We start from the raw sequence: 24426 nt of genomic DNA, 5'->3' as shown, positions 1-24426 counted from the left end.
GGCGGTGGCGACGGCCGCCACCGCGGCGCCTCCGAAGGCCAGGACGAGGTCGGTGCGGTGGCGCAGGGTGTAGCCGGCGATCCGCCGTGCCCAGCCGTCGGCCGGTGGTGAGCCGCCGGGGCCGGCCGCCGTGTCGTGCGCGGCGGCCGGTTCCGTCGTGGCCGTGGGACAGCCCGTCACCGGGCCTCCACCAGGCCGGTGCCGGGCCGGACCGCCTGCGCGGCGGGGTCGTCGAACAGGCGGTTGGCGGGGCGCGGGAGGCCGTAGTGCTCGCGCAGGGTCGTGCCGGCGTACTCGGTGCGGAACAGGCCGCGTTCCTGGAGGATCGGGACCACCCGGTCCACGAACACCTCCAGCCCGGAGGGCAGGACGGCGGGCATGATGTTGAAGCCGTCGGCTGCCCCGCTGTCGTACCAGTGCTCGATCGTGTCGGCGACCTGCTCCGCGGTGCCCGCGAAGGTGCGGTGCCCCCGGCCTCCGCCGAGCCGGCCGATCAGCTGCCGTACGGTGAGCCGTTCGCGGCGGGCCAGTTCCACGACGAGGGTGTAGCGGCTCTTCGCGCCTTCGATCTCGTCCTCGGTGGGGATGTCGTCGGGCAGTTCGGAGTCGAGGTCCAGGGCGTCCGGGGCGATGCCGAGTCGCTGGGCGAGCTGCCGCTTGGCGTACTCGGGGACGATGAGCCGGTCCAGTTCGGCGTCGAGTGCGCGGGCCTCGGCCTCGGTGTCGCCGATGACGGGGACGATTCCGGGCAGGATCTTGATGCCGTCCGGGTCCCGGCCGAGTGCGAGGGCGCGCTGTTTGACGTCCTTGTAGAAGGCGATGCCCTCGTCGAGGGTCTGCTGTGCGGTGAATACCGCTTCTGCGTAGCGTGCCGCGAAGTCCTTGCCGTCCTCGCTGGATCCGGCCTGCACGAGGAGCGGGTGCCCCTGGGGGGAGCGTTCCACGTTGAGCGGGCCGTCGACGCGGAAGAACTCACCGCGGTGGTCGATGGGGCGGACCCGGTCGGCCAGGGTGTGGACGCCGGCTTCTTTGTCCGCCACGACTGCGTCGTCGGCCCAGCTGTCCCAGAGCTTGGTGGCGACCTCGACGAACTCGGCGGCGCGCCGGTAGCGGTCGTGGTGCAGCGGGGTGTCGTCGAGGCCGAAGTTGCGGGCGGCTTCGGCGCCGGCCGTGGTGACGATGTTCCATCCGGCGCGGCCGTTCGAGACGTGGTCGAGGGAGGCGAACCGCCGGGCCAGGTTGAAGGGTTCGTTGTAGCTGGTGGAGGCGGTGGCGATGAGTCCGATCCGGCTGGTCACCGCCGCGAGCGCGCTCAGCAGGACGGTCGGCTCCAGCTTGCTGGAGGGCCGTCGGCCGGGGTCGCCCTGCAGGACGGGGCCGTCGGCGAGGAACACCGAGTCGAGCAGGCCGCGTTCGGCGATGCGGGCGAGGTTCTGGTAGTGCGCGATGCCGGTGCCGCCGTCGGAGGGGCTCTCGGGGAGCCGCCAGGATGCCTCGTGGTGGCCCACCGACATCAGGAAGGCGTTGAGGTGGAGTGGTTTGCGCTCAGGCGTTCGCGACATCGGGGTCGTCCTTCTGGTGGTGGGTGGGTACGGGGTGCTCCGCCACGCCGAGCGCGGCGAGCAGGGTGTCCCGGTACTCCTGGAAGCGAGGGTGGCGCCGGCTCCGGGGGGTGGGCAGGTCGACGGCGAGGTCGACCGAGATCCGGCCCTGGTCCAGGACGAGCACGCGGTCGGCGAGCTCGACCGCCTCGTCCACGTCGTGGGTGACGAGGAGGACCGCGGGGCGGTGGCGTTCGTAGAGTTCGCACAGCAGTCCGTGCATGCGGATGCGGGTCAGGGCGTCGAGGGCGCCGAACGGTTCGTCCGCCAGGAGCAGTTCGGGGTCGCTCACCAGGGCGCGGGCCAGGGCGGCACGCTGCTGTTCGCCGCCGGACAGCTCGTGGGACCAGGCACGCTCCCGGCCCTCGAGTCCGACCTCGGCGAGGGCCCGTACTCCGCGTTCGCGTACGCCGGGTCCGCGCAGTCCGAGGGTGACGTTGTCCAGGATCCGCAGCCAGGGCAGCAGGCGGGAGTCCTGGAAGGAGAGGGAGACCCGCTCGGGTACGGTCAGTTCACCCGATCCCTCGACATCGTGGTCGAGGCCGGCCACGGCGCGCAGCAGGGTCGACTTGCCGGAGCCGCTGCGGCCCAGGAGCGCCGTGAACTCGCCCGCGCCCAGGGTCAGGTCGAGTTCCTCGAGGATGATCCGATCACCGAAGCGGCGTATCAGCCCGCTGGTGCGCACCGCGGGGGCGAGGTCCCGTACCCGGGTGCCGGATGCGGCCGTCAGCCCGCCAGCGTACGTCGCCATGACAGGGCCCTCCGTTCGATCGCGCGCACCAGTGCGTCGGAGGAGAAGCCGAAGATCCCGTAGGCCACCAGGCCGACGATGATCACGTCGGACTGCGCGTACTGCTGGGCCTGGAACATCATGTAGCCGATGCCGCTGGTGGCGTTGATCTGCTCGACGACGATCAGGCCCAGCCAGGCCGAGGTGACGCCGAGCCGCAGCCCGACGAAGAATCCGGGCAGGGAGCCCGGCAGGACCACCTTGCGCAGGAACCGCCATCTGCTCAGCCCCAGCACCTCGGCGAGTTCGACGTGGCGGTTGTCGATGCTGGTGAGCGACGCGTAGGTGTTGATGTACATGTTCACCCCGACGCCGAGGGCGATGACCGTGACCTTCATCTGCTCGCCGATGCCGAGCCAGAGGATGAGCAGGGGCAGCATGGCCAGCGACGGAATGGCGCGCTTGATCTGGAGCGGCCCGTCGACGAGGTACTCGCCCGTGCGGCTGAGTCCGGCGAGCACGGCGGCCGCGACGCCCGTCAGGACACCGAACAGCAGGCCGAGACCGGCTCGTTGGAGCGAGATGAGCACGTTGCCCTGCAGGCGGCCGTCCGCCACGAGATCACCCGCGGTGGCGATCACGGTGCCGGGACCGGAGAGGATGCGGGGGTCGAGGAGGCCCGCGGCGGACGCCGCCCACCAGACGGCGACGAGCAGCGCGGGCCCCAGGAGCCGGCCGAAGGGGACGCCGCGCCCGGGTCCCAGCCGCCGGGCCTTGCGGGCCGCGGGGCGCCGTCGTCCGGCGGCCGGACCGGAGGGCTCCGCCTCGGCGCCGGTCCGGTCCGATACGGGCTCGGGCGTCACGGGCCCGGGCCGGTCCGCCACCTGCTCGGGCGTCACGGGCTCGGGCGTCACTGCCTCGGGCCGGTCCGCCACGGGCTCGGGCGTCACGGACTCAGGCCGGTCCGCCACCTGCTCGGGCGTCACCGACTCGGGCCGGTCCGCCACGGGCTCGGGTGCCGGTGCCTGCACGCGCAGACCCGTCAGTGCCTCGCTCATGCGCCCGCCCGGAATCCGGCCGGCACGGCGGCGGCCGCGAGGCCCTCGAACCGCCGGTCGAACAGCGTCTTGACGTCGAGCTTCGGCACGAAGCCGCCTTCGGCCATCAGGTCCGCGGTCTCCTGCTCCCACGCGATGGCGTTGTCCCAGTTCGCCGGGAACCGGGGCTTCGCGAGGGAATCGACGATGCGCCGGCCGTCGGCCGCGCTGACGCCCTGGTCCTTGACGTAGTACGCGTCGATCCACTGGTCGGAGTTGTCCCACGCCCAGGCCACGCCCTGCGCCCAGAGCGTGACGTAGCTGCGCACGGCGGCCGCCTTCGCCGGGTCGTTCAGGACCTCCAGGGGCGCCCACAGGACGGTGAGCAGGTCGACCACGTCGGTCGGCACGCCGCGGGCTCCGTCCTTGCCGTACTGGGTCAGGTACTTGGTCAGCGTCGGTTCGCCGAGGGGCGCGACGTCGACCTGCTTCGACTGGAGCGCGGTGAGGAACTGCGTGCTCGGCAGCGCCACCAGCTGGACATCGGAGTTGGCGAGTCCGGCCTTCTTCAGGGCCCGCAGGACGACCACGCCCTGGGCCTGCCCCTGGGAGAAGGCGATCTTCTTGCCCTTGAAGTCCTCGGCGGTCCTGATGGACGAGGCGGGCGCCGTGGCGAACGTGTAGGTGGGGTGGTGGCGTTCCTGCACGGCGACGATCCGGGCCTTCACACCGATGGCTTCGGCCTGGATCGGCGGAATTCCCGCATTGCTCGCGACGTCGATCGAGCGTGCCCGGAATCCCTGGATGATGTCGGGTCCCGCGTTGAGGTTGATCCACGAGGAGACCTTGAAGGGAAGGTTCTTGTCGAGTCCGGATGCGGCCAGTTGGATCTGCGAGGTCCGCACCGCCACGGCCAGCGACGTTCCCGCGGGCGGCGGCCCGGTGGGCAGCTCGCCCGCGGGTTCGGAATGGGCCGCGTTCGTGGTCTGGGGGGCGCATCCTGCGGCGGCCAGAAGAGTGCCGCCGGCGAGGGCGAGGAATCCTCTGCGCCCCAATCGGGGAGAGGGTGAGGGGGTGGGCATGGAAGTTCCTGTTCTCATGACGGGGATGAGCCGGTCGCCGGTGTTCACAGGGAGTGGTAAGCGCCGTTGTGGAAGAGCAGGGGCCGGCCGTCCTCCGCCTGCCAGGCCTCGGTGACGCGGGCCACGACGATGTGCGCGTCTCCCGCGGGGACGAGCTGTTCGACGGCGAGGCGCAGCCAGCCGGTGACCCCGTCGAGCACCGGCTCGCCCTGCGGCAGCCGGTGCCATCGGGTCGGCGCGGCGAACCGGTCGATGCCGCTGGTCGCGAAACGCCTGGCCAGGTCCTCCTGCGCGGAGTCGAGGAAGTTGACCACGACCGACCCGGCCCGCTCCAGGTGCGGCCACGAGGAGGAGCTCTTCGCGATACCGAAGGAGACGAGGGGCGGTTCGAGCGACACCGACGTCAGCGAGGTGGCGGTGAAGCCGACCGGACCCGCCCCGGAGTCGGCCGTGACGACCACGACCCCGCCCGGATAGGCCCGGAAGATCTGCTTGAAGCGGGCCGGCTCGACCAGGCTCGGTGCCGGATTCGAATACAAGGAAATGCTCAATGTTCCCCCAGGGTGAAGGGTGCCGTGCGCTGCCTTTGCGCGGTGTCCGCCGGAATCGGGGTACGGAAATGGGCAGCAGGAAGCGGATCACGGCGGAATGGGCGCGGCAGAGCGCGGACCGGCACGGTGCCGGTCGAGCTCAGAAATGCCGGGGAAAGGCGTACGCGAAAGGAAGGGCGCAGCGCGTCATGACGGCAGTGGAAGCGCCGCCGGCTCTCGTGTCAACAACAGGAGCGGTGCGCGTACCGTCGATTCCTCTGCGGGCTGTTCATGAATCCATCCTCCCTTTCGGGAGACGACCCGGTCAACAATGCAACTTTCTGAATTAAGTCGGTTTCCGGCTGCCGCCCGGAGGCGGGGCGGGCAGGCAGCCGGCGACCGGGTCATGAGACGGCGGGCAGCGCCGGCCACGGACCGAGCGGGTCGTCGTGCAGGGCGCCCAACGCGACGGCCGCGCCCGCGGTGGCGAGCACCGAACCCGTGAAACTGCTCGGCACGACGGACCGGCCGGCGTCGTCGCACACCAGGGACCGCGCCTCCACCTCTGCCCGCAACTCGTCGATGCACGCGGGCAGTCGGCCCGTTCCCGGTTCGACCACGACCAACACCTCGGGATCGAACATGTCCAGCAGCACCGCCGCCGCCCTGCCCATGAGCCTGGCCCGCTGCCGGAACAGCACCTCCGCCACGGGATCACCCGCGACGGCCAGGTCCAGCAGTTCGGCGAACCTCGTCACGGGCAGGCCCCGCTCGGTGGCGCGGCGCACCATGGCCGGCTCCGAGACCTCGGACTGGAGGCAGCCTGCCGTACCGCAGGTGCAGAACGCGCCGGCGGAGGTGGTGCCCACCGGCAGGTGCGCCACGTTGCCCGCGCCGAAGCGCGGCCCCTGGTGCACGGCGCCCGCGGTGACGAACGCCGCGTCGACGACGTTGCCGACGAACAGCACGACGGCACTGCCGCGGGTGGCCGCGTCGCCGAAGAGCTGCTCGGCGCGCGCGAGGGCCCTCGAATGGCTGTCGAGGTGGACGGGCACACCGGTCGCCCTGGCGAGCGCGTCCCGTACGGGGACGTCCCGCCAGCCCAGTTGGGGATGGTGCACCACGGCTCCGGCCTCGGGATCGACCCAGTGCCCGGTGGCAACTCCCAGGGCGAGGGCGGTCCGCCCCGCCCCGTGCGCGGCCAGCAGCCGCGGCAGTCCCGCGGCCACCCGGGCGAGCACCCGCCCGGGTTCGGTGCCCTCGTGCGGCCGGCGCTCCTCCACGACGATCCGCCCGGTCAGGTCCATCAGGGAAAGCGTCGTATGGAGCACCGCGATGTGCGCCCCGGCCACGAGGAAGCGACTGGTGTCGATCTCGACCCGGATGTACGGGCGGCCCAGCCCACGGGGACCGGCGGTCTCGGGGCCTTCCCTGACCAGTCCTCTGTCCAGCAGAGCCGCGCAGTGGCCGCTGACCGACGCGGGCGAAAGTCCGGTGAGCCGGGCGATGGTACTGCGGGCGACGGGGCCGTGGTCGAGGACCGCGCCCAGCACCGCTCCGGTACCGGACGTCCTCCGCAGCGGGTTCGCGCCGGCCGACGGGATGTCGGAACGGCGCAGCGGGGCAAGGCGTTCGGCTGAGGTCTTCGATCGGTCCATGGGGGCCTTCCAGGTCCTGTGCGGTGGCACGCAACAGCCGGGCCTGGCGGGCTCGCGACGGGAGGCCGACTCCGGGCATGGGCGTGCGCGGGAAGCTCCACGGAGGGAGCGCTGTTCACCAGAACGCGGGGACACTGCGGGAGTTCGGAATCCGGGCCCACTGGGGGCAGGACGAAGACGAGGGATCCGCGCGGTCGCCGTACGGTCAGGACCACTGACACGCGGCGGAGCAGACACGCTTCAGGTCGACATGACCTCGTGTCGTCAGCAGCGCGGATCGGTACATGACGCGCAACATAGCCGGGGCGGCGCGAGCCGGTCAAACAGCTGCCCGCACCGTGGACAGCCGGGTCCTGGCTGATAAACCGACCTGCCTTTTCTGCCGACGGCCTATTCTGATCACCACCGACGGACGCGGCGACGTGCTGCGCGTCCGCCGTGAGCACGCCTTCCTCCTCCCCACCGGAGCCCGGCTGCCCTTCACTCCGCGGGGCCCGGTCTTCCCCGTGCGAGCGACGCCACCAGGCGGGGGTGGGGAGAGAGCCGCGAACGACCCATCACACGTGAGGCACCCCATGGATAGTGAGCTCATACAGACCTGTCTGGACCTGCTGCACCGGGCACGGCAGCTGCCCGTGGACGATGCCCAGCGCCGTCTGCTGGAACGGGCTGCCGGCACCCTCGTTCGCGACGGCCGGCTTCGACGCCGTGCCGAGGCGCGCGCGGAACGGGCCGCGGCCGACGCGAGGCTGCTCGCGGCCACCGCGATGGGCGCCTCCGACCGCGTGATGGACGCCGCTCTGACCGCCCCGGCCGCTCCGGCCGCTCTGACCACCCCGGCCGCGCCCGAACGAGGCCTGGCGGACCGCGAGTACGTTCAGCCCCGCCCCGGAGCGTCGGCGGCGCGACAGCTGCCGGACGGTACGCCGAACAGTGACGGACCGTCACGACTGCTGAACCGCCCCCAACTCTGTTATGTCTGCAAGAACCACTACCGGCAAGTCCACGACTTCTACCACCTGTTGTGCCCCGAGTGCGCCGGCGAGAATCTCGCCCACCGCACGGCCCGCACCGACCTCACCGGCCGACGCGCGCTGCTGACCGGCGGGCGCGTCAAGATCGGCTACCAGGCCGCGCTGATGCTCCTTCGGGACGGAGCCGAGCTCACGGTGACCAGCCGCTTCCCCCAGGACACGGTGCGCCGGTTCGCGGCGGCCCCCGGCGCCGCGGAGTGGTGGCACCGGCTGCAGATCGCCGCCCTGGACCTGCGCGATCCCCGGCAGGTCCTCGCCTTCACCGACCACATGCTCTCCCGGGGTCTGCCCCTGGACGTTCTGATCAACAACGCCGCCCAGACCCTACGCCGCTCTCCTGAGGCGTACACCGCGCTGTCCGCCGCCGAAACCACCCCGGCCCCCGCGTCACTCACCGCGCCACAGATCTGGACCGCTCCAGGGTTCTCCGTACCCGGCCCGCGCACCGCGCCTCTGCCGTGGACAGCGGAACTCGCCCCACGGCTCCGAGCGCCCCACGCCCTGGCCGGCACCGCACACACGGCCGGCGCCTCAGCAGCAGCCGCGCCCCTGCCACCGGAGGCCGTCGACGAGGCGGGTCTGCTGCCCGAGACGACCGCGACCAATTCCTGGACGCTGCGTCTGGGAAGGGTCGACCCGACTGAGCTGCTGGAAGTCCAGCTGGTCAACGCCGTCGCACCGTTCCTGCTCGCCGACCGCCTGCTCCCTCTTCTCGATGCCTCCCCGCACCCGGACCGCTACCTGATCAACGTCTCGGCAGTCGAGGGCCAGTTCACCGTGCGGAACAAGACCAGCGACCACCCGCACACCAACATGGCCAAGGCCGCCTTGAACATGCTCACCCGCACCAGCGCCGCAGACCTGGCCACCCGCGGCATCCACACCTGCAGCGTCGACACCGGCTGGATCACCGACGAGAAGCCCCTCCCCGCCCGGCAATGGCACGCCGCCACCGGCTGGCGCCCGCCGCTGGACATCGTCGACGGCGCCGCCCGCATCTACCACCCCATCGTGCAAGGGCAGGCCGGCGCACCCGTCCACGGCATCCTCCTCAAGGACTACCGGCAGGTCCCGTGGTGATCCCTCCCAGCAGGGTGACTCCGAGCGGCCACCCCGAAGTCACCAGTTGAGCGCGAGGGTCGCCGCTGCCGCGGAGTGCCCCTCCGCCGCTGTGGCCAGGGGGAGCTCCGTCCAGACGGTCTTGCCGTCCCGGGTGTAGCGCGTGCCCCACCGTTCGGTGAACTGGGCCACCAGGAAGAGACCGCGCCCGCCCTCATCGGTGGTGCGCGCCCGCCGTAGGTGCGGAGCGGTGCTGCTGCGGTCGGAGACCTCGCAGATCAGGCTGCGGTCGCGGATGAGCCGCAGGGTCAGCGGCGTGCCGCCGCCGTACCGGTAGGCGTTGGTGACCAGTTCGCTGACGACCAGTTCGGCGGTGAAGGCCATCTCTTCCAGGCCCCACCCGGTCAGTGTGGCCTCCGTCAGGTGCCGCGCCCGTGCGGCGGCGGTCGGCTCCGCGGGCAGCTCCCAGGACGCGACCTGCTCCGGTGCCAGCACGCGGGTGCGGGCGAGGAGCAGTGCGACGTCGTCCGGTGGGTGCTCCGGCAGCAGGGCGGCCTGCACCGCCGTACAGGTCTCCTCCAGCGACCGGCCGGGCCGGGACAGGACGTCTCGCAGCCGCGCGAGTCCCTCGTCGACGTCGAGGCCACGGGCCTCGACCAGGCCGTCGGTGTACAGCGCCAGCAGGCTTCCCTCGGCGAGTTCCAGTTCGGCGGACTCGAACGGGAGTCCGCCCAGGCCCAGCGGCGGCCCCTCGGGGAGGTCGGGCACGCTCACGATGCCGTCGGAGGTCACCACGACGGGCGGCAGATGGCCCGCTCGGGCCAGGGTGCAGCGCCGGGAGGTGGGGTCGTAGACCGCGTAGAGGCAGGTCGCGCCGACGATCTGCTCGCCCTGTGCGCCCCCGTCACCGGGCTCCTGCTCGGCTGCCAGGCGGTTGACCAGGTCGTCCAGGTGGGAGAGGACCTCGTCCGGGGCGTAGTCGAGGCTGGCCAGGGTGTGCACCGCCGTGCGCAGGCGGCCCATGGTGGCCGCAGCGTGCAGACCGTGGCCGACGACGTCGCCGACGACGAGGGCGACGCGGGCTCCGGAGAGCGGGATGACATCGAACCAGTCGCCGCCGACGCCGGTGGCGGGATCGGCCGGCAGATAGCGGTGCGCGACCTCGACCGCGCTGTGTTCGGGCAACTCCCGCGGCAGCAGACTGCGCTGCAACATGAGCGCGGCCTCGTGCTGCTGGGTGTAGCGGCGGGCGTTGTCGATGCACAGGGCGGCGCGCGCGGCGAATTCCTCCGCGAGGGTGAGGTCGTCCTCCTCGAACGGTTCGGGCCGCTTGGCGCGCCACAGGCTGAGCAGGCCGAGGAGCAGACCGCGGGCCGTCAGCGGTACGACGATCAGCGAGTGGGCCCCCAGACCGAGGGCGCGCCGTGTGCGCTCCGGATCCTTGAAATACCAGGCGGGGCTGCTCTCGAGCACTGGTTCGAGGACGGGCTGCTGTCCGGCGAGGCACCTGGCCTGCGGGGTACGGGGGTCGAAGTGGAAGACCTCTCCGGCGGAGTACATCACCTGCAGTGCCTCTGTCACGACCGAGTGGACGGCCATCCTCCGGACCAGTCCGCTCGTCTCCTCGGCGGCCTCTTCGCCGCGGGCCACCGACTCCAGCAGATCCACCGAGACGGCGTCGGCGAGGTCGGGGACGGCGACGTCGGCCAGCTCCCGGGTGGTCTGGCCGAGGTCCAGTGTGGTCCCGATGCGGGCGCTCGCCCGGTTGAGCAGGGCAAGCCGTCGCCGGGCCCGGTAGCGGTCGGTGACGTCCTCCACCAGTTGGGTGACGCCGAGGATCCCGCCGGAGGGGTCCTCCATCCGGAACGCGGACACCGACACCACCCGCTCGTTGCCGGGGTCACTCCTCAGGCGGCAGGGCTGCTCGGTGAAGATCAGGGGTTGGCCCGTCTCCAGCACCCGTTGCAGCCGGGTTTCGATGGTCTTCAGGTCCGGACCGATGAGGAAGTCGCCGATGCGCAGGCCCCGGATCTCCATCGCGGGGAGTTGTGTGAACCGGGCCAGCGCCCGGTTGATCCGCAGGATGCTCAGGTCGGGGGCGTGGACGGACAGACCGATCGGGGAGCGCAGGAACAGACCGTCCAGGACCGACCGGTCCGTCTCCCACTGGCGCACCTCCTCCGCCGGGGCGACGACGAGGAACCACTCGCGGGCCGAGCCGGCGCGGATGACGGCGCGGGCGCGGAAGCCCAGCTCCACCCGCTGCCCGCTGCGATGCCGGACGGGCAGGATTCCGGACCAGCCCCGGTCGCGCAGGCACGCGGCCACCGCCTCCATGACCGCCTCATGGTCACGGGCATCGAACAGGAACTCGATCGCTGCCCGGCCCAGCACCTCCTCGGGCGGGAAGCCGAGGTGCTCCTGTGCGCGCTCGCTCCAGCCGACGACCCTGCCGTGGTCGTCCAGTACCGCCGAGGCCGAGTTGTGCAGCGCGAACGGGTCCTCGGGCCCCTCGCCCAACCCAGGCGCCGGTGCGTCCATCACTACCGCCCTTCGACCCTTCGACCCTTCGACCCTTCGACCTGCCGAACGGAACGCTCGGCGGGTATGCCCGCAGCGACCACCCACGGTGATCAGAGACCAAGGATCGAGCGGTCGGCCTAGATTCAGTATCGCCGCGTCGCTGTACGTCGGCAGAGGGTCGTCCACAAATGCACCGGCGCGCCGTTCGCCGGGACGCGGTCGTTCACCACGAGGCTGCGGCGAGTGCGGCCGTCAGCGCGTCGACCGAGGTGAACACGTGTCCGCGCAGGCCCAGGGCTTGGGCCGCCTCCACGTTCTCGGCCCGGTCGTCGACGAAGAGGATCTCCTCGACGGGCACACCCAGTCCCCGTACGCACCACTCGTAGGCCGCGGGTTCCGGCTTGGCGCTGCGGAGGCGGCAGGAGAAGCCGACCACGGAGAACCGGTCGAGCCACGGCTGCGTGGCCACGTACCGTTCGGCCAGCTCCTCGGGGATGTTGGAGAGCAGGCCGAGGCTGAACCCCTGGCCGGCGAGCTCGCCGAGCAGGTCCACGCTGCGCTGATCGACCTCGCTCCAGCTCGCGAGGTCCGCAGCGATCAGATCGGCGGTCAGACGCGCGTCGAGCGGGATCCCCAGGGTGTCGCAGATCCCCTTCCAGTAGGCGGGTCCCGCCACATCGCCCCGGTCGTAGGGGGTGCGCTGCGACCAGTACGCGCCCCAGAAGCGGTCGGGGTCGGCGGCGCCGGCCTTACGCTCCAGTACGGCCTGCGACTCGGGCGACTGCACGCGCGCGATGACACCGAAGAGGTCGAAGAGAATGGCTCGCATGGTTCCTTCCTAGGTTCCGTGGGTTCTGTTTGTTCCGTTTGTTCCGTCGGCTGTGATCGTGTCCCGCTGGACGCCGCCGCCACGCGGGCCCGGCACGGCTCCAGGGTCCGGGGCCTTCCCGCGCAGCCAGAGGCTGAGCGCGGCGCAGGCTGCGGCCAGGACGAACAGCACCAACGGCACCATCGTGATGTTCATCGTGTCGATCACGCCGCCCAGCAGCGGCGGGAAGGCCACGCCGCCGATCATCGAGGCGGCGATCACGAAGGCCCCGGCTGCGGCGACGCCCGGTACGGCCCGGTTCAGCCAGGGCAGGCACGTGGGGAAGATGGGCGCGATCATCAGGCCGACGCCGAAGTACGCGTACGGGGCGAGGGCCGGGACGGTCGCCAGGAGGAGGAAGCCCGCCATGCCCACGCAGCAGACGGTCAGGATCGACGGCGCGGACCAGCGCAGGCTGAGGGGCGCGACGACGAAGCGGCCGATGGTCATCGCGGCCCAGTAGGCGGACGTCGCCGAGGCGGCGGTGGCGGCTCCGTATCCGACGGCCTCCAGGTGGGTGGGCTCCCAGCCGCCGACTCCTGTCTCGATGGCCACGTGCAGGACGTAGACGCCGATGAACGCGGCGATGACCGGCAAGGCGCGCGCCCCTCCCGCCTTCGCACCCTCCCCGGCGACGGGCCCGGGTTCGCGCGCCGCCACCCCGCCCAGGGTGAACAGGAGGAGCAGGCACACGACACCCATGCCGATGAAGATCTCCGGGTAGTGCTCCGCACCCAGCCACCCGACGAGGGCGGGACCCGCGATCGCGCCCACGCCGAAGTGCCCGTTGAGCAGGTTGAGCATGGCCGTGCTGCGGTGGCCGAAGCCGATGGAGAACAGCTGGTTGAGGCCGTAGTCGATGCCGCCGAACCCGAGGCCGATGACGAAGGTGCCGCCCAGCGCCGGGATCCAGCTCGGCGAGAACGCGAAGACCACGGCGCCGGCCGCCATGAGGACGTACGAGCCACCGAGCAGCAGGCGGTTGCTCAGCCGCCCCCGCAGCGGGTGGTAGATCAGCACGCCGAGGAGCGCGCCGACGAAGTGGGCACTGAGGCTGAGCCCGGCCACGGCAGGGCTGATGCCGAACTCCTCGCGCAGGGCCGGGATGGCCGGACCGTACAGCGCCTGCAGAGCGCCGATCACCACGAACGCCACGCAGGAGGCGATGATCGCGACGGTGGTCAGGAGGCGGGGCCTGCCCGCATCCGGCAGGTCGGCCTCACTGGTGGTGGCAGACATCGCGGACATCGCCCTCCCCTGACTCATCAACAAATGAACATGAATGATGTTCATTACGGCGCGTATCCCACACCACCGACCGAAGATTACTCACACAGAATGTTCATTTCAACAGATCCGGTGTGCACATCGGCTCCCTCCAGGCCTCCGTCTGTGCTAAAAGCAGACATGTGAACGTGATGGAGAGACACAAGCTCGTCGTGGCGCTGCTCATCAAGGAGAACCGCGCGACGGTCGCGGAGCTGGCCGCGGCCACCGGGGCATCCGAGATGACCATCCGCAGGGACCTGGAGGTCCTGGAGTCCCGCGGCGCACTGCGCCGGGTGCGCGGCGGCGCGGTGAGCAACCTGCCGGGCGGAGTCGAGCCGCCGTACGCGATCCGCGCGATGTCCGGCGCGCGGTCCAAGGAACGCCTGGCGCGCACGGTGGTCGCGCTGCTGACCGACGGCGAGACCGTTGCCCTGGACACCGGCACGACGGCGGTGGCCGTCGCCCACGCCATGGCCGCCCGGCAGCTCACGGTGGCCCCGCTCTCCCTGCACGCCACCTTCACGCTGTCCGGCCATCCGGGCATCCGGCTGCTGATGCCCGGCGGGCAGGTGCGCCCCGAGGAGCTCTCCTTCTACGGCCACACTCCGGTCCAGACGTTCAAGGACCTGTGCTTCGACACGTTCATCCTGGGCTGCTGCGGCATCGACCCGGTCCAGGGCGCCACCGCGTACAACCTCGACGACGTACAGGTGAAGCGCGCCGCCGTGGCCGCCGCGCAACGCGTCATCCTGGTCGCGACAGCGGACAAGCTCGGCCGTACGGCGCTGGGACGGATCTGTTCGGTGGACCAGATCACGCTCATCGTCACGGACGCGCCGGACGACTCGCCGGTGGTCAAGGAGTTGCGGGACCGGGGCGTGGAGGTGATCCATCCCCCGGAGGAGTGACGGGCTGGACGATGCAGGACAAGGCCTTCCGCGTGACCCGGAACAGTTCCTCGTCCCGCAGGATGTCGCCGCCGTGGCGGCGACGCGAGGACATGACCGCTTGCAGTACGGGCAGGGCCGCCGCGGCGGGGCGGCCGATCGCGCCCCGCGCCCGTACGGTCCGCAGGGTCACAGGGGTGACCCGGTGACTGGCCAGCGGCGCCAGTTCCGGCAGCAGGGCCTCGACCGCCGGCGCCGCGTCACCGGTGATGCGCCACCAGGCCTCGGCCGCTCCGACCCGGCTCCACTCCCCCGGGCAGGTCAGCAGCGGCCGTACCGCGTCGGCGTACGGCGCGGCCAGCGGGCCCAGGTCGGCCAGGTAGCGCAGCACCGGGCGGCCGAGGCCGGCCCGTGCCGCCGCGCCGCACACCCGGAGTGCCGTCTCGGGGTCGCCGGTGATCCGCCAGTGCGCCCACGCGGCCCAGGGTCGCGGTCTCCTGCGGGTGGGGCGCCAAGAGCTCGGCGAAGCGCCCGACAGGTCCATTGCCACCGGGCCACCACGGTACGTCCGGCAGCGAGCCCCTCCCGGTGTCGGTGAACGTACGGGCCACCGCCCGCCCCGCCCCTGCCGTCACCTCGCCGTCCGGGGTACCCGCGGACAGGACGCCCTCGGCGGCCGCCAGCCGGACCAGGGGGTGTGCGTGTTCCAGCCAGGGCCGGAGCCACGCTCTGCCCTCCTGCGACGGATCGGCGACGACGGAGGAGGACAGTCCGGACAGCGTGCCCACCGTGAGGAGTTGCGAGACGAGGGCCGTCGGGTCGTCCTCCACGGCGGCCTGGCGCCGCACCGCGTCGAGTGCGGCCGGGTCCTCGCAGCGGATCGCACGCAGGACCCAGGCGCTGCCGGTCCGCACGCCTGCCGCCGGGTCCGTGATCAGCGGGAGCACGCGGCGCCCGGCGTTCGCGAACACCGTGAAGGTCATGTAGTGCACGCCGGCGGATCGCTGGCAGGCGATGTGCCCGCGCCACCGACCGGGTCAGCTGCCGGCGGTCCACACCTCCGGCCCTCCGCCCTCCCAGCTGATCGGCCCGTCCTCGGAGAGGTCCACGTCCTCCAGGCCGGCCAGGCGCAGCAACTCACTCACGTCGCCGGGCGCGAAGGCCCGGCCCAGGTCCGCGTCCACACCCAGTGCGTGCACCGTGACCTTCCGGCCGCCCTTCGGCGACACCGGATGAACGACGATCTCCGTACGGTCCGACATGCCCCCAGCCTGCATTCGACACGCTCCCACGGCATCCCGAGAACATCGGCCGGCGGGCGTCAACCCGGGGATGTACGGCGGTTGCCGACGTACATCCCCGAGCCGATGGCAGCCGTTCGCGCCCCGCATAGCGTTCGAGGCATCGGCCCGCACGGGGCCGGATGCCACGAGAGACATCGATGGAGACGACTCGATGCGACGACGCTTGTTCCTGGTCGGTGCCGCCGTTGCCACGGCCCTGGCGGGCACCCTGTCCGCCACGACCGCCCAAGCCGACACCCGCCCCTCACCACCGCCCTCGGCCGCACTCGTGCTGCCCGCGCCGTCCGGGCACCACCCGGTCGGCCGGGCCACCGTCCACCTCAAGGACGAGAACCGGGCCGACCCGTGGGTCCCCTCGGAGAAGCGGGAGTTGATGGTCTCCCTCTGGTACCCGGCCGTCAGGCCCTCGGGCACGCCCGCGCCCTACATGACGGCCGAGGAGTCCGCGCAGTACGTGGCCTCCAGCGGACTGGACCTGCCGGCCGACCTGTTCGCCAAGGTGGCGACCCACTCGACGGTGGACGCCACACCGGCGAGGGTCCGCGGCGGACTGCCCCTCGTCGTCCTGTCACCGGGCTTCGGCATGCCACGCGCCACCCTCACCGGCCTCGCCGAGGAGTTCGCGGCCCGCGGATACGCCGTCGCCGGCATCGGACACAACTACGAGGCGGACGGCATCTCGTTCCCCGACGGCCGCACCACCTCCTGCCTGGCGTGCGTGGACAGGGACTACCCCAAGGTCGGCGCCGTCCGCGCGGAGGACATCTCCTTCGTGCTCGACGAGCTCACCGGCGCACGGACGGCCTGGAAGCGCGGCGCACCCATCGACCCCGACCGCGTCGCCGTCGTCGGGCACTCGGCCGGCGGATTCAGCACGATCCCGGCCATGCTGCGCGACCCCCGCGTCAAGGCGGCGGTCAACATGGACGGCAACTTCCGGTTCCCGAACGACACCCCCTTGGACCGGCCGCTCCTGATGCTGGGCCAGCCCAGCCACATCCCCGGCGGCGCCGACCCGACCTGGGACGAGACCTGGACCGAACTGACCGGATGGAAGCGCTGGCTGAGCGTCGACGACACCGGGCACCTGTCCTTCACCGACCTGGCACCGCTGGCCAAACAGCTCGGCATGCCGCTCCAGCAACTGGACGGCGACCGCGCCGACGCCATCACCAGGACCTACCTGACGGCGTTCGTCGACACCCACCTGCGCGGACGGAACACCCCGCTCCTGGACCGCCCGACGGCCCGCTTCCCGGAAGTGCGCTTCCACCGGCCCTGATCCGGCTCGGCCGGCTCCCCTCGTCCTGACGGCCGCCTGGTCAGCGGAGGGTGAGGAGCGGGGAGTCGTCCTTCAGCCGGGTGCGCAGGATCTCCTCGTCGCCGTGCGCGAGGATGTCGCCGCCCATGTCCACGATCCGGACGTGCCGCGCGCCGACGGTGTCGGCCAGCCGGCGGATCTGCGCGGCCATGGCCGCGAGGCCCCGGCAGGGGTCCAGGAGCAGCAGCCGGGCCGGCAGGTCCCCGGCCAGGCGCGGCAGGGTGGATCCGGCGGGCGGGACGGGCCGCGACGCCGGGGTCAGCAGGAGGGTGTCGCCGTACCGTCCGCCCTCCGGCGCGGGGCCGGTGAAGTCGGCCGCGCCCAGGGGGCCGGGGGTCGGGTCGACCTCCGGGCGCTCCCAGGCGTAGGTCGCGATCAGGGGGCGGGCTCCAGCCGTACCGGGGGTGCCGGCCACGGCGCCGGTATCGGCCGAGGCTCCCGTGAGGGCCGAGGCTCCTGTGAAGGCCCCGGCTCTGGTGAGGGCCGCTGCCGTGATCGTCGTACCGACCGGGTCTCCGCCGCCGCCCGCCGCGACGTACAGGTCTAGACGGTGCGGAGCCGGCGGGCCTGGATGACCTCGGCGTGGTCGCGGATCTGGGTACAGAGGGCGTCGGTGTAGGCGTCGTAGAGGTCCTCGTCGGTGGAAATGACGGTGTAGAGGTTGCAGAAGCCGCACTTGTAGCGACAGAAGGGGACGTGGAGGTAGAGGTTGAGTTCGGGGACCTGGTACGCCTCCAGGTCCCTGGCCCAGATGTCCCGGGTGTTCCAGGCACCTTCCTCCAACGGGCGGTAGGTGGAGCGCGGCGGGTAGGAGTACTGGTAGGGGCGGGATCACTCCCTGGTCGTCAGGCGCCTTCGCCGAGGACGGTGCGGATCAGTGTCCGCTGGGCGTCGGACAGGCAGGAGTCCTGGAGGTCGAGCACCTCGTCGTCGACGGTGATCCGGTAGTGGTAGCCGTCGGCCACGGGGGCGACGGCCCGCTGCGCGAGTTCCTCCAACTCCGCCGCGTCCGCGCGGCCCGAAGTGTCGAGTGCGCGGAGCTTCTCGAAGCCGGCGAAGCCTCCGGATCGGGTAACCGTGATCAGCATGGTTGTTCCTCCCTGTTCTGGTGGTGTCGCACGGTCTGCACGTCGCAGCCACTCCCGCGGGTGCCCCGAACACCGGCCCGCTGTCACGGAGCAGGGCCCCGACGGTGCGAACGTCCGGAAAGCGCCGCCGTGTGGCCGACCGGTCGGCGGCGGGCCGTACGGGTGCGGGTGCGGGTGCGGGTGCGGGCGGCGCGGCCCACGGCCTGCCGGAAGGGCCTTCCAGCTGGGCGGACTTGGCGGCCCACCCACTACCTTCCTCGTATGGAACGGGCCCACCTTCTCAGCAACCTCGCCGCCAACGGAACCGACATCACGGAGCAGCGACTCACTCAACTCGCCACCGAACTCGACTTACCAGCCGCCGACCTGCTCGTCATCGCGGGCCACCCGGTGCCGGCGGAACTCCTTCCCCCGGAGCGTGACGCCGAGGTCATGAGGCAGTTCGCCTACAGCGCCAGCCACTGCGACCACGCGCAACTGGCCCCGCTGGAGGGCTTCGTCCGCTCGCTGCCGCGCGTCGCCGCCCCAGGACCCTTCGTGCAGCCGACCTCGCGGTACCACCGCCCCGCCGAGACGGGCCTCGCCTCCGTGCTCAACGGGCTGATCCGGAACCGAGGCTTCGGCCTCCAGGAACTACCGTTCATGGGACTGTCCCGCAGCACGCTGTTCCAGATGGTGTCGAACTGGGACCCCAGTCCGCACCGGCGGTACCAACTCTGTGCCATAGCCGGCCCGCTGGGCTGGACCCTGCCCGATCTGTTCGCGGTCGTCGATGAGCCGTACTCGGACGAACTGCGCCCGATACTCCTCTGCCGTCACCTCGGGCGGGTGTTCGAGGCCGCCGTCCACTTGACCACCGCCCAGCTGACCGAGGCCACCGAGGAAGCGGACCGGCTGAGTGCGCGCGAGGACCACGGCGTGTGGCAGCCCGTCTCGGAGGGCTTCGTCGCGGCGTGCCCGGACTTCCTCTGACAGCCGGAGCGCCTCCCCTCCCTTCCCGGCTCCCTCACGGCCCGTACCAGCCGTCGGCTCCCGCTGCCTCCGATGGCTCACATGCCTGGTGGAGACCCACGAGCGCGGTGACCAGGCGGGGGTCCCAGCCGGGGACCAGCACCTGGAAGTCGTCGGCCTCCATGCCGCGGAAGACGAAGTGCGCCCGGCCCGAGTCGTCGCGCCAGATGATGCGCCGGGGTGAATCGAACCCGCCGTCACCATCGCCCAGGATGGAGAGGATGAGGCACAGCAAACTCACGGGGAGGCCGAACGGCCACCACAACGCCCACCACACGAGGCGGCCCCGGTAGCCGTGGAGCACGGGGCCCGCCGCGGGCTCCACGGTCCACCGCTTCCGGCCGAACCGGAGGAAACGGCGGCGGCGCAGCGTGATCCGCCCGAGCGGCATGCCGAACGGGTCCTCGACACGGTAGACGGCGGGGCGGCCGCTGAGGCGCGATCCCAGGGCCTGCTCGGTGACGACACGGGCGCTCGGAGCCTGGCCATCCGGAACGATGTGGAAGGCCCGTACGGAGCGGAGCCGGTCCAACGCGGGGGCGTTGACATCGCGGCAGAGCCGGGCGGCTCCGCCCTGCTGCCCATGTTGATCGCTCCAGGCGACGGCTGGTGGGTGCACCGTGGTCATCACTTCATACGTCACTCGCCCCTGGGTCACGCTCAGCCTCTCTGCGCACGTCCGGTCCAGGTCCGATGATCTCACTGCGGTGATCAAGGGCGAGGACGGAGGTGCACAGGGGTACGTCGACCACGGCGCGCCCATGCTCGGCTCGACGCCCCCGCGGCCCGTCGGCCGCGGGGGCGTCGCGTCGTGCCGTTCAGGACACGTCTGCGCGGACGCTGTCGCCGATCAACCCGTCCGTCGGGCGTCTTCGCCGACTGGGACGCTGCGGCCGCGGGCGGCGCGGCGGGCTCAACCACCGATGGAGGAAGCTCCTGGACTGCGCGCACCCGGCCGGGTGGTGCTGGCCTGCACCTGCCCGCGTGGACTCGCCGGTGACCGGCCTGTCGTGGGGCAGCCGGCCTACTGGCGGGCCATGTGCATGCGCATCTCGCTTTCGGCGTCGACGATGAGGTCGCCGGACAGGTCGACGGTGACGCTGTGGAGGGTGCCGGTGAAGGGGAACGGGGCCTGGTAGTCGGGGGTGACGGCAGAACCGGGGTTGGCGCCGCAGGCCATGCCGCCCGGATTGAAGGTGATCGGGGTGGTGACCGGCATGTCGCTCTGTCCGACGAGGCGGCCGTCGATGTAGAGCTGGGCGAGGCCGGGTGCGCCCTTGCCGTGGGCGATGTCCGGGGCGCCGGTGGGCTCGAACTCGAAACGCAGCGCATGCCGCCCCTCGGGCACGCTCTCGCCGGAGACCACGTGGTGCAGGGCTCGCTGGACGTAGTTGTGGGCGTAGTGGAGGTGGCCGTCCTTGACGTAGAGGGACCAGCCGCCGGCTACCTCGGCTGGTGCCACGGCACCCTCCCACGTCCTCGCCGAGCTCTCCCGCAAGGACTGGCCCCGCCGGAGCGCAGGAGCCGCACCGCGTCCAAGCCGAGGGCCTGCGCGCCGGCCGCAGTCGTGTGGACAAGACCTTCGGCAAAGCGATGCAGCAACTGGACCGCATGCCACGCTCACCACGGTAAAGACCCTTCAGCCTCGGTAGCCTGGCACGCACCCGGCATCACCGGCGCCGCAGTACGCCACCGCCTGTAGCGTGTGGGGGAAGTTGCACGTCGGAGGCCTCGCCCGCTGGATGACCACAGTGTCCAGCCACGCGTCCCTCTCCGCGGGCGGCCGAATTGCGCGGGTTACCCGTCAGTGGTGCTGAGGGCCGGCCCGGTGATGGACATGTTGCCGCTGACCGAGGCGATCTGTGAGACGGTCACATTCTCGAAGGTAAGGGTGCGGGTGGGAACAGCGGGGTGAGCGAGCCACGGGGGCAGGGCGTCGGGTGTGACGGTGACGCTGCGGTCCGTCGGCAGCGGAGCGCCGCCCAGGCCGATCACTGTGCCGGACAGCTTCTGGGTGTACAGAGTCACCACGTCCTTGCCCGTGACCGTGGATGTGGTCGTGGGCTTGGCCCGCAGGCGCATTGCGGAGCTGCCGCGGCCCACCGTCAGGTCGAGATCGCCGATGTCCAGCGACCGCACGGTGAACTTCAGGGCCCGCTCGGACCCGGCCGCAGTCCGCACGGTGACCACGCCGTGGAAGGCACTGTCGTGGAGCACGAGCCTGTCGGCGCGCAGTACCCAGGGGGCGTTCGCCGGGCGGGTCGGCGGGTGGTCGGTCGGCGTGCCGGTCCCGGCTGGTGTCTTGGAGGTGCGGATACCGTCGGCGAGTAACGCCTTCGAGGCCGCTGGTGTGGCGAGCGGTAGGACCACGGACAGCGCTGCTGCTGCCAGCGCGCAGACGAGGGGCCTCAGCAGTCGGCCGGTCACGCGGCTCTTCATCGCGCTGCTCGGATGGCCGGGCCCTGGTTCCTGTCCGCTTGCTGTACGACCGGTCAGGTCGTCACTTCTCACCGTGCTCCTCACGCGCGGGGATGGTCGTTGGTGCACGGTTCGTTGCGGGCTGTGGCTCGGTGGTGCCCGTCGGAGGGATCCAGGCACAGGCCAGGGATCCGCCGATCAGGCCGGAGAACAACCCGATGAGGAGGCCTCCGAAATTGGCGACGGGAAACGAGATGAGGGCAAGCAGAATGACCGTGATCCCGGCGAGCACGCGCACCTGCTGGTGGAACCAGAGGGAGATGCCCAGGGCCACGAGGAGGACCCCGATGATCAGCGACCCCGAGCCGCCAACGGTCGACAGTGCCAGTGGGATGGCGCCGAAGTTCAGGTTTGCGTACGGGATGTAGATGACGGGCAGCCCCGCCGCGAGCGTGAACAGTCCCGCCCAGAAGGGACGTTCGTTCCGCCAGATCCTGAATCGCTGTCGGGCGCCGGCGGCAGCGACGCGTGAATTCCGGCGTCTGCCGAATGGATTGGGGAACACGTGGCCTTTCCCTCGTGCGCGGCGGGCGGGTGCATGGGGCGAGTGGGCGTGAAAGGTGAGTGTTCCGTTCCGGGGGTCAGAAGCACTCGTGTTGGCCTTGCTTGAGTTGCACATCGAGGTCCGGAATGTTGAACGTCGCGGCCGAGACCGCGACCGTGGTCGCGTGCACGTCGCTCAGGGTGGCCGAATCCGCCTGCTGGGCAAAGCCGTTGGGATCGAAGAACCGGGAACTCCTGTCCGCCGGATTGATGGGGCCCTTGCTGACGGCTCCGGCCGCCACACCGATGTCGATGCCGTCGAAATTTGCCTGCCCGATCGACAGGGAGGTCGCGTCGAGGAACAAGTTCTTCGCCTGGACCTGGCTCTTTTCGCCGCCGGTGAGCCTGAGCGTGTACGGGCCCAGGACCGGGATCGGGACCACCACCGACAAGCACAGCCCGCTGATTTCCGCACGGCTGGCCCCGGTGACCACGACCGGCACGAGGGCGCCCTTCCTGGTCACGTCCACCATGCCGTAGATGCTCAGTCCATGGGCGTTCAGAGTGTCCACGGACACCGGGAACTTCTGGCCGGAGATGAAGAACGACGCGGCCAGCGCCCCTTGCGCCATGCTGATACCCAGGGCCGCTGCCGCCGTGACACTGGGGACGAGAACGGCGGCGAAGCGCTTCCAGGAAGTCCTGCCGGCGCGAAGCAGCATTCCGTCTCCTCCGATCACGAGGTGGCCCGGCGACTCCCGACGGGGGCAGGCGACGTCCCTCCGTCTAGTGGCGGATCCTAGGCTTCCGGGTGCGGCAGCGGACGGCACTCCAGGTCGGCCAGACGGGTGATGCAGTCTCCGTTGCGGCATCCGGATGACACGCGGTGCAGTGATGTGGTCCGCCGACATGGCGACGCGGACCGAACGGGCGCGCCGTGGCCAGGCCCCCCGCCGCTCCAGCTCCTGGGTGGCCCCACGCGGCGTGTCCTTGCCGACGTCGGCCTGTCGCGCTCAGTCGACCTGTAGAAGGTGGTCACGGGTGTGGTCCTGCGGGATCAGCGGGGCCGTCGCAGACCGGGGCGAAGGCGCCGACGACCGGCCGGCAGGGTCCGGCGGGTGAATCTGGAGGGCTGGTACATGAGCAGTGGCGCCTGGACCGTTGCGACGGTGGCGGCCGTCACGGCGGCGTACGCGCTGGGCTCGCGTCGGCTGTCCTCGACGCCGCTGTCGTCGGCGATCGTGTTCGTCGGCTGCGGCGTTCTCCTCGGGCCGGCCGTGCTGGACATCGTCAACCTGGAGCAGGACGCCGCGCCGATCGTTGCGCTGCTCGAAGTCACTCTGGTGCTCGTGCTGTTCACCGATGCCCTGTCGGTGCGCAGACGGGACCTTCGGACCGGTGGCTTTCTGCCCGGTCGTCTGCTGAGTATCGGACTGCCCCTGAGCATCGGCGCGGGCTGGCTCCTCGCGTGGCCCCTGCTGCCGGGGCTGACGATGTGGGAGCTCGCCTTGGTCGGCACCATCCTCGCCCCGACCGACGCCGCCCTCGGAAAGACCGCGATGTCCCACCCGCGGGTACCGGCGCTCGTACGTCACGGACTGAATGTCGAAAGCGGCCTGAACGACGGCATGGTGCTGCCCTTCTTCATCCTCTTCCTCGCAGCCATCCCGGGCACGCACTACGCACAGGAGGGCGTCGCGGGAGTCTTCTGGCGCGCCCTGGTGCTGAGCACGGCCATCGGTCTGCTGATCGGGTGGCTGGGAGGCCGACTGCTCCAGTGGTCACGCTCCCGGGGATGGGTCGCATGGGAGTGGCGGCAGGTCTACCTGCCGGCCGTCGCGGCAGCGGCGTACGAACTCGCCGTCGTGACGGAAGGCAGCGGCTTCATCGCCGCCTGGGTGGCCGGCTTCGCCTGCGGGTTCGCCATGCGCCACTCCCCGGTCGGCGGTGAGAAGGAAGACCCCGACCGGACGGTCGAGTTCAGCGAAACCCTCGGAGGACTCCTGGCGGCGATCAGCCTCCTCGTCTTCGGGGCGGTGCTGCTCGGCCCTGCACTGGAGCATCTGAGCTGGCGGATCTGTCTGTACGCGGTGCTGAGCCTCACCGTGGTCAGGATGCTGCCGGTGGCCCTCTCGCTTGCCGGGAGCGGACTACGGCCCCGCACGGTGGCGTACATCGGCTGGTTCGGGCCACGCGGTCTCGCGTCCGTGGTGCTGGCGCTGCTCGTCGTGGAGGAACACGTTCCGGGGGTGGAACTCCTGGGGAGGGTGGTCGCGATCACCGTCGGCCTCAGTGTCCTCCTGCACGGCGTCTCCGCCGTACCCCTCGCCGAGCGGTACGGCCGCTGGCACGAGAAGGCAGCGGCCGCCTCCCCTGATCTGCGCGAGGGCACCCCCGTACCCACGCCCCCCGCACGCCGCGGGCTCGGCCTCCGGGACCGGCCCGAGGCGTGACGCGGCGCCA

Annotated in this window: 24 protein-coding genes; 5 read left to right on the top strand and 19 right to left on the bottom strand. The window is 71.4% G+C overall.

Annotated elements, in window-relative coordinates:
* Positions 1–176: 176 nt before the first annotated feature.
* The 6 genes from OG534_RS35635 to OG534_RS35610 form a co-directional block, all read right to left on the bottom strand.
* Positions 177–1562, bottom strand: a complete 1386-nt coding sequence (locus OG534_RS35635) for an LLM class flavin-dependent oxidoreductase (RefSeq protein ID WP_326586286.1) — start codon at positions 1560–1562, stop codon at positions 177–179.
* Entirely contained in the window at positions 1546–2352 is an 807-nt protein-coding gene (locus tag OG534_RS35630) for an ABC transporter ATP-binding protein (protein ID WP_326586287.1), read from the bottom strand. Before OG534_RS35630 ends, OG534_RS35635 begins: the two co-directional genes overlap by 17 nt.
* On the bottom strand, positions 2328–3389 hold the full coding sequence (locus OG534_RS35625) for an ABC transporter permease (RefSeq protein ID WP_326586288.1): 1062 nt from the start codon (positions 3387–3389) through the stop codon (positions 2328–2330). Before OG534_RS35625 ends, OG534_RS35630 begins: the two co-directional genes overlap by 25 nt.
* Positions 3386–4450, bottom strand: a complete 1065-nt coding sequence (locus OG534_RS35620) for an ABC transporter substrate-binding protein (protein ID WP_326593263.1) — start codon at positions 4448–4450, stop codon at positions 3386–3388. The genes OG534_RS35625 and OG534_RS35620 overlap by 4 nt, the downstream gene beginning before the upstream one ends.
* 44 nt (positions 4451–4494) lie before the next feature.
* The gene (locus OG534_RS35615) at positions 4495–4989 is read right to left on the bottom strand and encodes a flavin reductase family protein (protein ID WP_326586290.1); all 495 of its coding nucleotides are present in this window, start codon (positions 4987–4989) and stop codon (positions 4495–4497) included.
* A gap of 395 nt (positions 4990–5384) precedes the next feature.
* A complete protein-coding gene (locus OG534_RS35610) occupies positions 5385–6638 on the bottom strand; it encodes an ROK family transcriptional regulator (protein WP_326586291.1) in 1254 nt (417 codons plus the stop codon).
* Between the two features lie 575 nt (positions 6639–7213).
* On the opposite strand from OG534_RS35610, the gene OG534_RS35605 reads away from it, so the two are divergent.
* The gene (locus OG534_RS35605) at positions 7214–8752 is read left to right on the top strand and encodes an SDR family NAD(P)-dependent oxidoreductase (protein WP_326586292.1); all 1539 of its coding nucleotides are present in this window, start codon (positions 7214–7216) and stop codon (positions 8750–8752) included.
* A gap of 39 nt (positions 8753–8791) precedes the next feature.
* Here OG534_RS35605 and OG534_RS35600 read toward each other — a convergent pair whose 3' ends face one another.
* The 3 genes from OG534_RS35600 to OG534_RS35590 all read right to left on the bottom strand — a co-directional run bounded on the left by OG534_RS35600 (position 8792) and on the right by OG534_RS35590 (position 13370).
* On the bottom strand, positions 8792–11272 hold the full coding sequence (locus OG534_RS35600) for a SpoIIE family protein phosphatase (RefSeq protein WP_326586293.1): 2481 nt from the start codon (positions 11270–11272) through the stop codon (positions 8792–8794).
* Between the two features lie 205 nt (positions 11273–11477).
* On the bottom strand, positions 11478–12083 hold the full coding sequence (locus OG534_RS35595) for an HAD family hydrolase (RefSeq protein ID WP_326586294.1): 606 nt from the start codon (positions 12081–12083) through the stop codon (positions 11478–11480).
* Positions 12084–12092: 9 nt separating this feature from the next.
* Complete coding sequence (locus OG534_RS35590; RefSeq protein ID WP_326586295.1) at positions 12093–13370, bottom strand: MFS transporter; 1278 nt, start codon at positions 13368–13370, stop codon at positions 12093–12095.
* A gap of 170 nt (positions 13371–13540) precedes the next feature.
* Between OG534_RS35590 and OG534_RS35585 the strand changes: the two genes are divergently transcribed.
* A complete protein-coding gene (locus OG534_RS35585; RefSeq protein WP_326586296.1) occupies positions 13541–14299 on the top strand; it encodes a DeoR/GlpR family DNA-binding transcription regulator in 759 nt (252 codons plus the stop codon).
* Here OG534_RS35585 and OG534_RS35580 read toward each other — a convergent pair.
* Both OG534_RS35580 and OG534_RS35575 read right to left on the bottom strand, forming a co-directional pair.
* Positions 14247–14828: a hypothetical protein gene (locus tag OG534_RS35580; RefSeq protein WP_326586297.1), complete on the bottom strand. Its 582-nt coding sequence runs from the start codon at positions 14826–14828 to the stop codon at positions 14247–14249. The two genes, OG534_RS35585 and OG534_RS35580, sit on opposite strands and share 53 nt — an antisense overlap.
* Positions 14829–15315: 487 nt before the next feature.
* Positions 15316–15540, bottom strand: coding sequence for a hypothetical protein (locus tag OG534_RS35575; RefSeq protein ID WP_326586298.1), 225 nt, complete (start codon positions 15538–15540; stop codon positions 15316–15318).
* 193 nt (positions 15541–15733) lie between these two features.
* On the opposite strand from OG534_RS35575, the gene OG534_RS35570 reads away from it, so the two are divergent.
* Positions 15734–16864 carry an alpha/beta hydrolase family protein gene (locus tag OG534_RS35570; RefSeq protein ID WP_326586299.1) on the top strand — a complete coding sequence of 377 codons (1131 nt, stop codon included), beginning with the start codon at positions 15734–15736 and terminating at the stop codon, positions 16862–16864.
* 40 nt (positions 16865–16904) lie between these two features.
* Here OG534_RS35570 and OG534_RS35565 read toward each other — a convergent pair whose 3' ends face one another.
* From OG534_RS35565 to OG534_RS35555, 3 genes are all read right to left on the bottom strand, one after another.
* Positions 16905–17318, bottom strand: coding sequence for a DUF1152 domain-containing protein (locus tag OG534_RS35565; protein ID WP_326586300.1), 414 nt, complete (start codon positions 17316–17318; stop codon positions 16905–16907).
* A gap of 128 nt (positions 17319–17446) precedes the next feature.
* A complete protein-coding gene (locus OG534_RS35560) occupies positions 17447–17686 on the bottom strand; it encodes a hypothetical protein (protein ID WP_326586301.1) in 240 nt (79 codons plus the stop codon).
* A 62-nt stretch (positions 17687–17748) separates the two neighbouring features.
* Positions 17749–17991: a protealysin inhibitor emfourin gene (locus tag OG534_RS35555; RefSeq protein WP_326586302.1), complete on the bottom strand. Its 243-nt coding sequence runs from the start codon at positions 17989–17991 to the stop codon at positions 17749–17751.
* 261 nt (positions 17992–18252) lie between these two features.
* On the opposite strand from OG534_RS35555, the gene OG534_RS35550 reads away from it, so the two are divergent.
* A complete protein-coding gene (locus OG534_RS35550) occupies positions 18253–18963 on the top strand; it encodes a hypothetical protein (protein ID WP_326586303.1) in 711 nt (236 codons plus the stop codon).
* A 34-nt stretch (positions 18964–18997) separates the two neighbouring features.
* Here OG534_RS35550 and OG534_RS35545 read toward each other — a convergent pair whose 3' ends face one another.
* The 5 genes from OG534_RS35545 to OG534_RS35525 form a co-directional block, all read right to left on the bottom strand.
* Positions 18998–19630: a hypothetical protein gene (locus tag OG534_RS35545; RefSeq protein ID WP_326586304.1), complete on the bottom strand. Its 633-nt coding sequence runs from the start codon at positions 19628–19630 to the stop codon at positions 18998–19000.
* A gap of 396 nt (positions 19631–20026) precedes the next feature.
* Complete coding sequence (locus OG534_RS35540; RefSeq protein ID WP_326586305.1) at positions 20027–20464, bottom strand: hypothetical protein; 438 nt, start codon at positions 20462–20464, stop codon at positions 20027–20029.
* A 335-nt stretch (positions 20465–20799) separates the two neighbouring features.
* Complete coding sequence (locus tag OG534_RS35535; protein ID WP_326586306.1) at positions 20800–21429, bottom strand: hypothetical protein; 630 nt, start codon at positions 21427–21429, stop codon at positions 20800–20802.
* A 73-nt stretch (positions 21430–21502) separates the two neighbouring features.
* On the bottom strand, positions 21503–21985 hold the full coding sequence (locus OG534_RS35530; protein ID WP_326586307.1) for a DUF6114 domain-containing protein: 483 nt from the start codon (positions 21983–21985) through the stop codon (positions 21503–21505).
* Positions 21986–22061: 76 nt separating this feature from the next.
* A complete protein-coding gene (locus OG534_RS35525; RefSeq protein ID WP_326586308.1) occupies positions 22062–22685 on the bottom strand; it encodes a DUF6230 family protein in 624 nt (207 codons plus the stop codon).
* Positions 22686–23102: 417 nt separating this feature from the next.
* Here OG534_RS35525 and OG534_RS35520 point away from each other — a divergent pair, with 417 nt between their 5' ends.
* Positions 23103–24416 carry a cation:proton antiporter gene (locus OG534_RS35520; protein WP_326586309.1) on the top strand — a complete coding sequence of 438 codons (1314 nt, stop codon included), beginning with the start codon at positions 23103–23105 and terminating at the stop codon, positions 24414–24416.
* Positions 24417–24426 lie beyond the last annotated feature (10 nt).

Source organism: Streptomyces sp. NBC_01294 (assembly GCF_035917235.1).
GTDB classification, from domain to species: Bacteria; Actinomycetota; Actinomycetes; order Streptomycetales; family Streptomycetaceae; genus Streptomyces; species Streptomyces caledonius.
This window is presented reverse-complemented; position numbering and strand designations above follow the sequence as displayed.